Source organism: Nonomuraea sp. NPDC049480 (genome assembly GCF_044465905.1).
Taxonomy (GTDB): Bacteria; Actinomycetota; Actinomycetes; order Streptosporangiales; family Streptosporangiaceae; genus Nonomuraea.
In genome coordinates this window covers 115424-128106 of record NZ_JBITMD010000032.1, presented here as the reverse complement: position 1 = coordinate 128106, position 12683 = coordinate 115424, and the positions used below count along the sequence as shown (strand labels likewise).

Here is a 12683-nt window from a genome sequence, read left to right as displayed (position 1 = left end):
GCACTGGCTTTTAACACACTGTTGAGTTCTCAAGAAACGGACGCGTTTTCCGGCGTTTCGTTCCGTCTTTCGTTGTGTCTTAATTCTCGCCGCCGCCCGAGTTTCTGTCAAATTGACCGGACTCGCTCGATCTGCGGGAATCAATCCACGCCCCGTTTCCGGGACAACCCCTCTAACTTACCAGGCCGCAGACCGTTAAGCGAACCGATCTTCGGACCGGCGAGTCAGAAGGGATTGCCGACGACCACGACACAACGCACACCATTGTCACCGGAGTGAAGGAGGAGGGTTGCGCCGCACCGCGTCGGCTTCTAAAGATTAGCAGCGCCCTCGACCGCTCGGGACGGTTCGTCATCTTCCATGGACACAGAACGATCACGACCGAACATAGACTCCCCACGTGAGCAGCAACATGCCGCCAGTGGCGAAGAAGATCCCTATCGAGCGCACGCACCACGGCGACACCGTCATCGACGAGTACGCCTGGCTGAGCAACAAGGAAGATCCCGACACGAAGGCCTATCTGGAGGCGGAGAACGAATTTCTCAAACAGCAGACCGCTCACCTCACCGACCTCCAGGAGCAGGTGTTCCAGGAGATCAAGGGCCGCACGCAGGAAACCGACCTGTCGGTGCCGAGCCGCAAGGGTGCCTGGTGGTATTTCAGCCGCACCGAGGAGGGCAAGCAGTACGCGGTCTCCTGCCGCGTCCCCGCCGACGGCGACGCGCCGCCGGAGATCGTCCCGGACGTCCGGCTCGACCGTGAGCAGGTGATCCTGGACGGCAACGAGCTCGCCGGCGACAGCGAGTTCTTCTCGATCGGCACCAGCGCCGTCACCCCTGACGGGACGATGGTGGCCTACTCGACCGACTACAAGGGCGCCGAGCGCTTCACGTTGAGGTTCAAGAACCTCGAGACGGGCGAGCTCCTCCCGGACGAGATCACGGACATCTTCTACGGGGGCGCCTGGTCGGCCGACGGCTCGGCGTTCTTCTACACGCGGGTCGACGACGCCTGGCGTCCGTACCAGGTCTACCGGCACACCCTCGGCACCCAGGAGGACGTCCTGGTCTACGAGGAGACCGACGAACGCTACTGGGTAGGCATCGGGCTGACCCGGAGCGAGAGGTACCTGGTGCTCGGCGCGGGCAGCAAGATCACCAGCGAGATACGCGTCCTCGACGCCGCCGACCCCACGGGTGAGTTCCAGGTCGTCCGCCCGAGGAAGGCCGGCGTGGAGTACAGCGTCGAGCACGCGGGCGATTTCTTCTACATCCTGCACAACGAGAACGCCGAGAACTTCGAGCTGGCCACGGCTCCGCTCGACGACCCGGGCACGTGGACCCCGATCGTCCCGCACCGCGACGACACCCGGCTCCTGGAGGTCGACGCGTTCGCGGACCACGCCGTGGTGCACTTCCGCCGCGACGGCCTGACCGGGCTGCGCGTGCTGCCGTACGCCGGCACGATCGAGGTCTGGCGCGAGCGGGCCGAGGCGGCCGAGCGGAACGCGTACGAGATCGACTTCCCCGAGCCGCTCTACGACGTCGGCCCGGCCGGCAACCCCGAGTTCACGACCAGGCGGCTGCGGCTGGCGTACACGAGCATGGTCACCCCGCCCAGCGTGTACGACTACGAGCTGGACACGCACGAGCTGATCCTGCTCAAGCGGCGCCCGGTGCTGGGCGGCTACGACCCGGCGGACTACGAGCAGTTCCGCGACTGGGCCGCGGCCGAGGACGGGACCAAGATCCCGGTGTCGATCGTGAAGCGGAAGGACGCCGCCAAGCCCGCCCCGACCGTGCTGTACGGGTACGGCAGCTACGAGACCTCCATCGACCCCAGCTTCTCGGTCGCGAGGTTGTCCCTGCTCGACCGCGGTTTCGTGTTCGCGGTCGCGCACGTCAGGGGCGGCGGCGAGATGGGCCGCCACTGGTACGAGGACGGCAAGCTCACCAGGAAGCGCAACACGTTCACCGACTTCGTGGCGGTGGCCAGGCACCTGAAGGCGGCCGGCTGGAGTGAGCGGATCATCGCCAGGGGCGGCTCGGCGGGCGGCCTGCTGATGGGCGCGGTGACGAACCTGGCGCCGGAGGAGTTCGCGGGCGTGGTGGCCGAGGTGCCGTTCGTGGACGCGCTCAACACCATTCTCGACCCGTCGCTACCCCTCACCGTGATCGAATGGGACGAGTGGGGCGACCCCCTGCACAACCCCGACGTGTACGCCTACATGAAGAGCTACACGCCGTACGAGAACGTGGACGGCAGGCCGTACCCGCCGATCCTGGCGATCACCAGCCTGAACGACACACGCGTCCTCTACCACGAGCCGGCGAAGTGGATCGCCAGGCTGCGGGCGACCGCGCAGGGCGGTCCCTTCCTGCTCAAGACCGAGATGGGTGCGGGCCACGGCGGGCGGAGCGGGCGCTACGACGCCTGGCGCGAGGAGGCGTTCGCGCTCTCCTGGATCATCGAAAGGGGCACGTCATGACCTATCAGGCGGACGGGCGACGCTACGAGCGCCAGCCGTACAACCGCAGCGGCCGCAGCGGGCTCAAGCTGCCCGAGGTCTCCCTGGGGCTGTGGCACAACTTCGGCGACAACCGGCCGATCGAGAACTCCCGGGCGATCCTGCGGCGGGCGTTCGACCTCGGCGTGACGCACTTCGACCTGGCCAACAACTACGGCGTCCCGTACGGCTCGGCGGAGAAGAACTTCGGCCGCATCCTGCGCGACGACTTCGCCGCCTACCGGGACGAGCTGATCATCTCCACCAAGGCCGGGTACGACATGTGGCCGGGCCCGTACGGCGAGTGGGGCTCCCGCAAGTACGTCCTGGCCAGCCTCGACCAGTCGCTCCAGCGCATGGGCCTGGATTACGTCGACATCTTCTACAGCCACCGTCCCGACCCGGGGACCCCGCTGGAGGAGACCATGGGGGCGCTCGACCGGGCGGTCCGCTCGGGCAAGGCGTTGTACGCGGGCATCTCCAACTACTCGGCCGAGCAGACCACCCAGGCCGCGCGGATCATGCGGGAGCTGGGCACGCCGCTGATCATCCATCAGCCGTCCTACTCGATGATCAACCGGTGGATCGAGGAGGGGCTGCTGGACGCGCTGGAGGAGGCGGGCATGGGCTGCATCGTGTTCTCGCCGCTGGCGCAGGGCCTGCTGACCGACCGGTACCTGGAGGGGGTGCCCGCCGACTCGCGGGCCGCCACCAGTCGCTTCCTGCGCGAGGACCAGGTAAACCGGGAGCTGGCGCGCGACCTCAACGAGATCGCCAGGGGCAGGGGGCAGACGCTGGCTCAGATGGCGCTGTCGTGGACGCTCAGGGACCCGAGGGTGACCAGCGTGCTGATCGGCGCGAGCAGCGTGAAGCAGCTGGAGGACAACGTGGGCTGCGTGGACGGCCCCGACTTCACCGAGGACGAGCTGCAGGCCATAGACAAAATCACCGGACCGGTTTCGTCGGCCCGGTGATTCGATGCTGCGTCCGATGGTCGGCTTCCCTCACAGGTCCTCGTGCCGCTGGAGGTAGGTGAAGGAGGCCCAGCCGGGCAGCACCGGCAGCCAGAACGTGAGCAGCCGGTGCAGCAGCACGGCCGACGTGGCCAGCTCGGTGGGCACTCCGGCCACGCTCAGCCCCAGGGCGAGCGCGGCCTCGACCGCGCCGAGCCCGCCGGGCGTGGGCGCGGCCGAGCCGATGGCGTTGGCCGTGAGGTAGACGACGGCGACGGCGGTGAAGCTGATCTCGCCGCCGAACGCCGCCACGCACGCGTAGAGGCAGGCTATGAACGCGATGGTGATCGTGAGAGTGCCGACGCTCGCCTCGATCATCTTGCGCGGCGACTGCAGCACGTCGAGCAGCCGGGGCAGCACGTTGGAGAACAACCGGCGCAACCGCCCGGTGATCATCCTGCGTAGCGGCGGCACCCCGAGCACCACCACGACCAGCAGCGCCACCGCCAGCAGCGCCACGACGAGCCCGCGCGACGGCGTGAAGGAGGTGGCGGTGTTGGAGCCGGTGATGTAGGCGAACAGCAGCAGCAGCCCGATGTGGAAGACCAGCATGATGAGCTGGGAGGCGCCTACGCTGGCCACCGCGCTCGCCGGTGAGATGCCGCGTTTCTGCAGGTATCTGGTGTTGATCGCGACCCCGCCCACGGCGGCCGGCGCGACGAGCTTGACGAACGAGGACGCGAACTGCACGAGCACGGTACGCCAGAGCGGAAGTGGCTCCGGCACGAACCCGCGCAGCATCAGCGCGGCGGCCACGAAGCTGACGAACGAGGCGACCAGCGCCAGCCCCGACCAGCCCCAGTTGGCCGTCGTGAGCACGTGGTAGACGTCCACCCGGCTGAGCTGGGAGAGCACGATGTAGGCGGCGATCGCGCTGGCGATGATCGTGATCAGCGTGCGTGGCCTGAACCGTTCGAGGCGTACTTCGTCGACCTTGCCCTGCGGCTTCAGCGCGACGATCTGCTCGCGGAGGCCGGGCAGCACGTTCTTGTTCTTGGTCAGGGCCGCGCGGGTCTCCCTGGTCAGCGCGATGCGCTGGAGCAGCGGCATGGCGGCGGCCAGCGCCTCTGGGCCCATCACGGCCGCCGCGGCCCGGACCGAGCGCTCGGGGCCGACGCGCAGCGCCAGGTAGGTGAGCAATTGGGCGACGTCGAGCCGGAGCAGCAGGTCACCGGCGGCGATCTCGCCGCTGCGCGCGTCGGTCAGCACGACGCGGCCGGCCCGGTCGAGGTGGATGCTGTCGCCGGTGAGCCGCCGGTGCGCCAGGCGCTGGATCTGCAGCAGCTCGACCTGCTCCCAGATCTGCGCGAGCAGGGCGTCATCGATCTCCGCGTCGGGCACCTCGTCGAGGGGGCGCGTCTCGATGTGCTCATAGGCGAGCAGCGCGGCCTCGGTGCCGATCTCGCTGGTGCCGAGCAGGCGGGGCGTGCTGGCGCCGGCGGCCTGGGCGGCGTACGCCATGAGCGCCTCGCGCTCCAGCTCGGCCCTGAGCGACCTGATCGCGCGGCGCCTGGTCTCGGAGTTGAGCCTGATGCGCCGCCACAGCCGGTACGGCAGCCCCGCCACCTGCCGGTCGCGGTCGAGCACGGTGACGTCGAGGCTGGCGCCGTCCCTGAGCCCGATGGCGTAGCGCCGGCTGCCCTGGTGGTCGTCCTCGATGCGGCGGGCCGAGACCACGGAGAACGACAGCTTGCGCAGCGCGACCACCACGGCGTTGCCCGGCGGCCTGGTGTTGGGGCTGCCGACGCCGTACAGGGTGGCGTAGCCGATGGCCATGCCGACGATCACGGTCACGATGGCGCTCGGCAGCGTGATCTGCCGGCCGGAGAAGAACGCCAGGATGTAGAGGGCGATCACGGCCCACATCAGCATCCGCCAGGTGGGGCGGCGGGAGATGCGGACGGCGGTGGCGTACGCGATCACCGAGGTGAGCAGCGTGTTCAGCGGCTCGATGTCGCGGTCGCCGGTCAGCAGCACGCGAAGGTCGTCGACGTTGCCCCCGACGAGCCACTGCCCGAGCAGGAACGACCCCGCCATGCCGATGATCGCGGCGATCAGCCCTTCGGCGACGCGCAGCCCGTCGCGGTGGAAGACCCGTTCGACCGCGAACGCCGCGGGCACCACGAGCACGGCCGCGCCGCCGAGGAAGGCCGCGATCCTGCTGAGCAGCGGGACGAGCTCGGCGCCCTCCTTGACGTCCTCTTCGAGGCCGATGAGCGTCTGCTTGGCGACCAGGGTGAGGAGGATGACCGCGCCGAGCACGATGAGCGTGGCGAAGAAGCGCAGCAGGTCGGAGGGGCGGCGCAGGCGCTGGGGCAAAAGCGGCTCGACGACGTAGACGTCCGGTTCGGCACGTGACTCCGCCACGGCTGGGTCCTCCTCCGCGAGGTCCGCCGCGTTATCTCGTTCCCTGATTTCGGCCACCGATTGCGATTCTGCACCTTCCCGGCCGGACCGTACGATCTTTAGCTTCCAGTGTCCTCGATCGAGATGTTGCGCAGGTAAAGCTACACGGTGGGACTCCAGCCATTCATCTTTGTTTCCCCGACATAGGCTGTGTCCCATGTCGGGTGAGCTGAGGATTTTGGGGGCATGTCCGCTGGACTGCCCGGATACCTGTTCCTGGATCGTCACCGTCGACAACGGCAAAGCGGTCAAACTACGCGGCAACCCCGACCACCCGTACACCAGGGGCGCGCTCTGCGTGAAAGTCAACCGCTACCTGGAGCACACCCAGGCGGCCGACCGCATTCTCCACCCGATGCGCCGCACCGGGCCCAAGGGCTCGGGCCAGTTCGAGCGGATCACCTGGGACGAGGCGTTGGAGGAGATCTCGGTACGGCTGCGCGCCATCGTCGACGAGCACGGCGGCGAGGCCATCTGGCCGTACCTGGGCACCGGCACGCTCGGCTACCTGCAGGGCTGCGAGGGGGTGGCGGGCCGGCGGTTCTGGAACGTCCTCGGCGCCTCCAAGCACTGGCTCAACATCTGCTCGTCGGCCGGCAGCAGCGGGCTGAAGCGGGCGAACGGCACAGCGGCCGGCATGGACCCGGAGAACTTCGCGCTGGCCAAGCTGGTCCTGCTCTGGGGCACCAACACGCTGACCAGCGGCCACCACCTGTGGAAGTTCATCCAGGACGCCCGGTCGAACGGCGCGTACGTGGTCGCCATCGACCCGATCCGCACCAGGACCGCCGACCAGGCGGACGAGTACCTGGCGATCAGGCCGGGCACGGACGCGGCGCTCGCGCTGGGCCTGCTCAACGTCGTGCTCGCGGAGAACGCGCAGGACGAGGAGTTCCTGGCCGAGCACACGGAGGGCTGGGCGGAGTTCCGCCAGGAGATCCTGGATCACCCGGTCGAGAAGGTGGCGGAGATCACCGGCATCCCGGCCGCGGACATCCACAGCCTGGGGATGAGGCTGGCCCGCACCCGCCCGACCGCCATCCGCGCCACGCACGGCCTCCAGCGGCACGCGGGCGGCGGCGCCGCGATGCGCACGATCGCCGCGATCCCCGGCGTCACCGGCGACTGGCGGCACCCGGGCGGCGGCATGGCGTTCTCGACCAGCGATCACGTCCACCTGAACGTCGACATGCGCGACGACCTCCTCGCCAAGCCGGTCCGCACGCTGGTCATGACCAAGCTGGCCTCACAGCTGGACGACGTGAAGTGCCTGTGGGTGTACGCGGCCAACCCGCTCGGCTCGACCCCCGACGCGAACGCCATCCGGCGACGGCTCGCCCGCGAGGACCTGTTCACCGTCGTCATGGAGCAGTTCCCGACCGACACCGTGGACTACGCCGACATCGTGCTGCCCGCGACCATGCAGACCGAGCACTACGACCTGCACGCCGGCTACGGGCACATGTACCTGCTGTGGAACGAGCCCGCCGTCGAGCCACCCGGCGAGTGCCTGTCCACGACCGAGACGTTCCGCCGGCTGGCCGCGCACATGGGGCTGACCGAGCCGTCGCTGTACGACTCCGACCTGGAGCTGGCCGAGCAACTGCTGTCCAGCGGGCATCCGTCGCTGGCGGGCATCACCCTCGACCGGCTGCGCAAGGAGGGCTGGGTGCGGATGAACTACCCCAAGCCGTTCGCGCCGTTCGCCGCGGGCTTCCCGACGCCGTCGGGGCGGCTGCGCTTCCCGCGGGCCGGGCAGGCGTACGTCCCGTCGTACACGGCCCGCGAGTCGGGGCGCTCGCCGTACCCGCTGACGCTGGTCACGCCGGCCGCGCACACGTTCCTCAACACGATCTTCGGCAACAATCCCGAGCTGCGGCGCCGCGCCAAGGAGCCGGTGGTGCTGGTCAACCCGGCCGACGCGGCGGCGCGCGGCCTGGTGGACGGCCAGCGGGTAAGGGTCCACAACGACGGAGGCGGGTTCCTGGCCGACGTGGAGATCAGCGACCGGGTGTCGGCCGGGGTGGTGGCGTCGACGAAGGGCCGCTGGCCGAAGCTCAGCCCGGGCGGCGCCAACCCGAACGCCGTCGTGGCCGAGCGGGACGCCGACATGGGCAAGGGCCCCGGCTATCACGACAACCTCGTCGAGATCAGCTCAGTTTGAGCTTGTAGCCCTCGTGGGAGGCCTTGAATCCGAGCGAGTCGTAGAAGCGGTGCGCGTCCGTACGTGACTTGTCGGACGTGAGCTGCACCATGGCGCAGCCGCGCGCCCTGGCCCTGCCGACGGCCCACTGGATCATCTGGCGGCCCAGTCCCTGGCCGCGGGTGGAGGCCGCGACCCTGACGGCCTCGATCTGACAGCGCTCGGAGCCCAGCCGCGACAGCCCGGCCAGGTACGTGAGCTGCATCGTGCCCATCACCTTCCCGTCGCGCTCGGCCACGATCAGCTCGTCGTAGGGGTTGGCGTCGATCCGGTCGAAGGCCGCCAGGTAACGCTCGTCGGACGGGTCGCCCTCGCGTTCGGCGCCCAGCGGGTCGTCGGCCAGCATCGCCACGATCGCCGGCACGTCCTCCCTGCGTGCCTGGCGGAAGAGCAGGGACAGCACGTAGTGCGTCTCCGGGACCTCGTCCCCTGACGGCTCCCGCGTGATGGTGCCGGCCTTCCCGCTCGGCACGAACCCCTTACGGACGTAGAACGCGCCGGCGGCGTCGTTCCCGTCCACGACCCAGAGCTGCGCCTCCTCGGCGCCCACGGCCCGGGCCCAGGCGACGGCCTCGTCCACCAGCCGGGAGCCCACGCCCGCGCCCCTGGCCTCCGGCGCCACCCACATGGACAGCAGATGGGCCCCGGACTCCTCCAGGAGCATGCACACGAGTCCCACGTCCACACCGTCGCCGGTCTCGGCCACCCACCACCGCGACTCCGGATTGCTCAGCCGTTCAGCCCATTTCCCGGGCGGGAACGCCGCCTCCCGCTCGTAGGTGGACGCGAAGGAGTCCGGCGAGTCCTGGAGGGCGCGCAGCCGGACGTCGCGCAGCCGCGCTCCCTCTCCCGCGCCGAGTTGCACAATGACGGTTCGCTGCATGCCTGAATCATGTCAGGGACAGCTCAGGGTCCGTCCCGGATGCTCCCAGGGGATCCCAAAAGGCACGATTACCACATGAACGAAATCAGTCGACGCGATGAGGTCTCGCTTTCGGGCGCCGCCCTGCGTGGTGCCCCTTGGAAGGCCGCCGCCATCGGCGGCGGCGCCGTGGCCGCCACCAGCTTCGGATTGGGCGCCCTCACGGGCAGCGGCGATCTGGTGTGGGCGCTGGGCCTCGGCATCAGCCTGTTCGCCCTGATCGCCGCGATCGGGGCGGTGTCCAAGCCGAACGAGGGCGACCGGGTGACCCGCCAGGCCCGCATCTGGTCGCTGCGGCACCCGTGGAAGTTCTCGCTGCTGCCCGCGGGCATCACGGCGGTGCTGGACTACCCGGTGCAGCTGGTGCTGGACGGGGAGGGGGTGTTCGGCTCGGCCGTGCACGCCATGTGGCACGGCGCGCTGGTCTACCTGATCGCCGGCATCCTGACGCTCACGATGCAGGGCCGGGCCCGCGACGCCCGGTGACCGCTCAGGCCTGTGACTCCCGCTCGGCCTGGCTCCGGCACACGCAGAACTCGTTGCCCTCGGGGTCGAGCATCGTCACCCAGCCGCTGCCGTCGGGCTGGCGCAGATCGTCATGAACGGTCGCGCCCAGCCCGATCAGCCATTCCACTTCCTCGTCCCTGGTCCTGCCCTCCGTCCCGTTGACGTCGAGATGGACCCGGTTCTTCACGGTCTTGCCCTCGGGCACGCGGACGAACAGCAGGAACGGGTCCTGCTTGGTCCGCAGCATCACCTCGTCGTCGCCCGGCTTGTCGCCCTCTCCGAGGGGCAGCCCGGTGGCCTTGCTCCACCAGTCGGCGAGCTCGTACGGATTGGCGGCGTCGATCGTGACGGCGTGGATTTCGATCATGGGGATAGCCAATCTCAACACCACCTAAGCCGTCAAACCGGTGTCACTTACTCCCACCAGATGGTGACCCACCGATCGCGCGGCATCGGCCACATGCCGAGCTCCAGCACCGTCGCCGCCACCTCCTCCGCCCGTGACGGGTCCAGGCAGACCCGCCGGCAGGCGCTGGCCGCCAGCTCCTCCAGCGACGTAAAACGTTCCAGAGGGGCTTCCCTCTCCTCCACCTGCACCGCGTAACCGAGCGCCGCCGCCAGCGCCACGCAGTCCTCCGCGATCGGCCGCACCGGCCGGCTCACCCCGTGGAAGTGCTCCCAGAGCGGCGCCATCCAGCTCATGGGATGGCGGTGCGGCAGCTCCAGCACCACCCGCCCGCGCGTGTGCGCGTCGAGCGCCCGCAGGAAGCCGGCCAGGTCCGGGACGTTGTAGACCACGTGGGCGGAGATGGAAACGTCGGCCACCGGCACCCGGTCCGCCACGTCCGGCCAGCGCCCTTCGAACGTCGTGACCGGCACCCCCAGCTTGTCCGCCCTGAGCGTGAGCCCTTCCAGCATCCGGCCCGAGGTGTCCACCGCGTAGAGGTGCCCGATGCGACCGCGCAGCGGCAGGGAGGATGCTCCGGGACCCGAGCCCACGTCGAGGATTGTGCCCTGGTCGGGCAGCGCCTCGGCCAGGCGGGTCATGGTGGGCCCGTCGTCCGGCTCGGCCAGCGCCCGATCGGTTCGGGTGCCGAACCGCTCCGGTGAGTGGCTCCACGGATCCACCGGGGCCTTGGCCAGGATCTCCTCGGGAATGGCCCAGGATTCCAGTCGCTCCCGCCAGCGCGCGGCGAGTTCTTCGGCGTCCATGGAGATGAGCATGCCATGCATGGCGAGGGTTACCCGCGGGTAGCATTTCAGAGTAAGGTTACTCGTCAGTACAGAAGTCCTCGGTTCAAGGAGATCGGCACCCATGGGCCACTACAAGAGCAACGTGCGCGACCTGGAGTTCAACCTCTTCGAAGTCCTCGGGCGACGCGAGATCCTCGGCACAGGGCCCTTTGCGGACGTGGACGAGGATGTCGCCCGCAGCATCCTCGAAGAGGTCAACAGGGTGGCCACCGGGGTCCTGGCGGACTCCTTCGAGGAAGGTGACCGGCACCCACCGGTGTTCGACGCGGCCACGAGCACCGTCAAGATGCCCGAAGGGGTCAAGAAGTCGTTCAAGGCGCTGGTCGACGGCGGCTGGGCGCACCTCGACCTGCCCGCCGAGCTGGGCGGCCCCGGCATCCCGCGGACCCTGGCGTGGGCGGCGGCCGAGATGGTGCTGGGCGCGAACCCGGGGCTCTACATGTACGGCGCGGGCCCGAACTTCGCCTACACGCTGTGGAAGCTCGGCACCCCGGAGCAGAAGCGCTTCGCCGAACTGGCCATCGAGCTCAACTGGGGCGCCACCATGGTGCTCACCGAGCCGGACGCGGGCTCGGACGTGGGCGCCGGACGGGCGAAGGCGGTCCAGCAGCCCGACGGCACCTGGCACATCGAGGGCGTCAAGCGCTTCATCACCAGCGGCGAGCACGACATGGCCGACAACATCTTCCACCTCGTGCTGGCCCGCCCCGAGGGCCACGGCCCCGGCACCAAGGGCCTGTCGATGTTCCTGGTGCCGAAGTACCACGTGGACCTGGAGACCGGCGAGCTCGGCGAGCGCAACGGCGTCTACGTCACCAACGTCGAGAAGAAGATGGGTCTGAAGGTCTCCACGACCTGCGAGCTCACCTTCGGCGACAAGCACCCGGCGGTCGGCTGGCTGGTCGGCGACGTGCACGACGGCATCAAGCAGATGTTCATGGTGATCGAGCACGCCCGCATGATGGTGGGCACCAAGGCCATCGCCACGCTCTCCACCGGCTACCTCAACGCCCTCGAGTACGCCAAGGCCCGCCTTCAGGGCGCGGACATGACGAGGATGACGGACAAGACCGCTCCCCGCGTGACCATCACCCATCACCCGGACGTACGGCGCGAGCTCATGCTGCAGAAGGCGTACGCGGAGGGCATGCGGGCCCTGGTGCTCTACACGGCCACGTTCCAGGACGCCGTGATGATCGACCCGGACGACCGGCACGCGCACGAGATGAACGAGCTGCTGCTGCCGATCGTCAAGGGCGTCGGCTCGGAGCGGTCGTACGAGCTGCTCTCCCGCTCGCTGCAGACCCTGGGCGGCTCCGGCTACCTGCAGGACTACCCGATCGAGCAGTACATCCGGGACGCCAAGATCGACTCTCTGTACGAGGGCACCACGGCGATCCAGGGGCTCGACCTGTTCTTCAGGAAGATCCTGCGCAACCAGGGCGCGGCGCTCGGCTCACTGCTCACCGAGATCGGCGAGTTCGCCGGATCCGAGGCGGGCAACGGCCGGCTCAAGGAGGAGCGCAAGCTGCTCGCCGAGGCCGCCGCCGAGGTCAGGGCCATGGGCGACACCATGGCGGGCTGGGCGCTCGGCTCGCTGGAGAAGCCGGAGGAGGTCTACAAGGTCGGGCTCAACACCACCAGGTTCCTGCTGGGGCTGGGCGACCTGGTGATCGGCTGGCTGCTGCTGCGTCAGGCCGAGGTCGCGCTGGCCCGGCTGGGCGAGGCTGAGGACCCGTTCTACCTGGGCAAGGTCGCCGCGGCCGGGTTCTTCGCCAAGACCGTGCTGCCCCGGCTGGCCGCCGAGCGGCGCGTGCTCGCCGCCACCGGCCAGGAGCTGATGGAGCTGCCCGAAGAGGCCTTCTAACA

9 protein-coding genes and 1 pseudogene are annotated in these 12683 nt (G+C 69.2%); 5 read left to right on the top strand and 5 right to left on the bottom strand.

Features of this window, described 5'->3' with window-relative positions:
- Window positions 1-400 precede the first annotated feature (400 nt).
- A complete protein-coding gene (locus tag ACIBX3_RS52445) occupies window positions 401-2491 on the top strand; it encodes a S9 family peptidase (protein ID WP_397128282.1) in 2091 nt (696 codons plus the stop codon).
- Window positions 2488-3483: an L-glyceraldehyde 3-phosphate reductase gene (mgrA, locus tag ACIBX3_RS52440; RefSeq protein ID WP_397128281.1), complete on the top strand. Its 996-nt coding sequence runs from the start codon at window positions 2488-2490 to the stop codon at window positions 3481-3483. Before ACIBX3_RS52445 ends, mgrA begins: the two co-directional genes overlap by 4 nt.
- A 30-nt stretch (window positions 3484-3513) precedes the next feature.
- On the opposite strand, the gene ACIBX3_RS52435 is transcribed toward mgrA, so the two are convergent.
- On the bottom strand, window positions 3514-5889 hold the full coding sequence (locus ACIBX3_RS52435) for a YbhN family protein (protein ID WP_397128279.1): 2376 nt from the start codon (window positions 5887-5889) through the stop codon (window positions 3514-3516).
- 196 nt (window positions 5890-6085) lie between these two features.
- On the opposite strand from ACIBX3_RS52435, the gene ACIBX3_RS52430 reads away from it, so the two are divergent.
- On the top strand, window positions 6086-8092 hold the full coding sequence (locus ACIBX3_RS52430) for a molybdopterin-dependent oxidoreductase (protein ID WP_397128278.1): 2007 nt from the start codon (window positions 6086-6088) through the stop codon (window positions 8090-8092).
- Here ACIBX3_RS52430 and ACIBX3_RS52425 read toward each other — a convergent pair.
- On the bottom strand, window positions 8079-8477 hold the full coding sequence (locus ACIBX3_RS52425; protein WP_397128286.1) for a GNAT family N-acetyltransferase: 399 nt from the start codon (window positions 8475-8477) through the stop codon (window positions 8079-8081). The genes ACIBX3_RS52430 and ACIBX3_RS52425 overlap by 14 nt on opposite strands.
- A gap of 123 nt (window positions 8478-8600) precedes the next feature.
- Window positions 8601-9014, bottom strand: a pseudogene (locus ACIBX3_RS52420) (GNAT family N-acetyltransferase); the annotation flags it as partial.
- Window positions 9015-9089: 75 nt separating this feature from the next.
- Here ACIBX3_RS52420 and ACIBX3_RS52415 point away from each other — a divergent pair.
- Window positions 9090-9539 (top strand): hypothetical protein, encoded by a 450-nt coding sequence (locus ACIBX3_RS52415; protein ID WP_397128277.1) that lies wholly within the window; start codon window positions 9090-9092, stop codon window positions 9537-9539.
- A gap of 4 nt (window positions 9540-9543) precedes the next feature.
- On the opposite strand, the gene ACIBX3_RS52410 is transcribed toward ACIBX3_RS52415, so the two are convergent.
- Both ACIBX3_RS52410 and ACIBX3_RS52405 read right to left on the bottom strand, forming a co-directional pair.
- On the bottom strand, window positions 9544-9927 hold the full coding sequence (locus tag ACIBX3_RS52410; protein ID WP_397128276.1) for a VOC family protein: 384 nt from the start codon (window positions 9925-9927) through the stop codon (window positions 9544-9546).
- A gap of 47 nt (window positions 9928-9974) precedes the next feature.
- Window positions 9975-10772 (bottom strand): class I SAM-dependent methyltransferase, encoded by a 798-nt coding sequence (locus ACIBX3_RS52405; protein WP_397128275.1) that lies wholly within the window; start codon window positions 10770-10772, stop codon window positions 9975-9977.
- A 103-nt stretch (window positions 10773-10875) separates the two neighbouring features.
- Here ACIBX3_RS52405 and ACIBX3_RS52400 point away from each other — a divergent pair, with 103 nt between their 5' ends.
- Window positions 10876-12681: an acyl-CoA dehydrogenase gene (locus ACIBX3_RS52400; RefSeq protein WP_397128274.1), complete on the top strand. Its 1806-nt coding sequence runs from the start codon at window positions 10876-10878 to the stop codon at window positions 12679-12681.
- Window positions 12682-12683: the final 2 nt, after the last annotated feature.

Coding starts and splice junctions, on each gene's coding strand:
- mgrA (WP_397128281.1), top strand. CDS start 2,488: ATGACCTATCAGGCGGACGGGCGACGCTACGAGCGCCAGCCGTACAAC.
- ACIBX3_RS52430 (WP_397128278.1), top strand. CDS start 6,086: ATGTCGGGTGAGCTGAGGATTTTGGGGGCATGTCCGCTGGACTGCCCG.
- ACIBX3_RS52425 (WP_397128286.1), bottom strand. CDS start 8,477: ATGCTGGCCGACGACCCGCTGGGCGCCGAACGCGAGGGCGACCCGTCC.
- ACIBX3_RS52415 (WP_397128277.1), top strand. CDS start 9,090: ATGAACGAAATCAGTCGACGCGATGAGGTCTCGCTTTCGGGCGCCGCC.
- ACIBX3_RS52410 (WP_397128276.1), bottom strand. CDS start 9,927: ATGATCGAAATCCACGCCGTCACGATCGACGCCGCCAATCCGTACGAG.
- ACIBX3_RS52405 (WP_397128275.1), bottom strand. CDS start 10,772: ATGGACGCCGAAGAACTCGCCGCGCGCTGGCGGGAGCGACTGGAATCC.
- ACIBX3_RS52400 (WP_397128274.1), top strand. CDS start 10,876: ATGGGCCACTACAAGAGCAACGTGCGCGACCTGGAGTTCAACCTCTTC.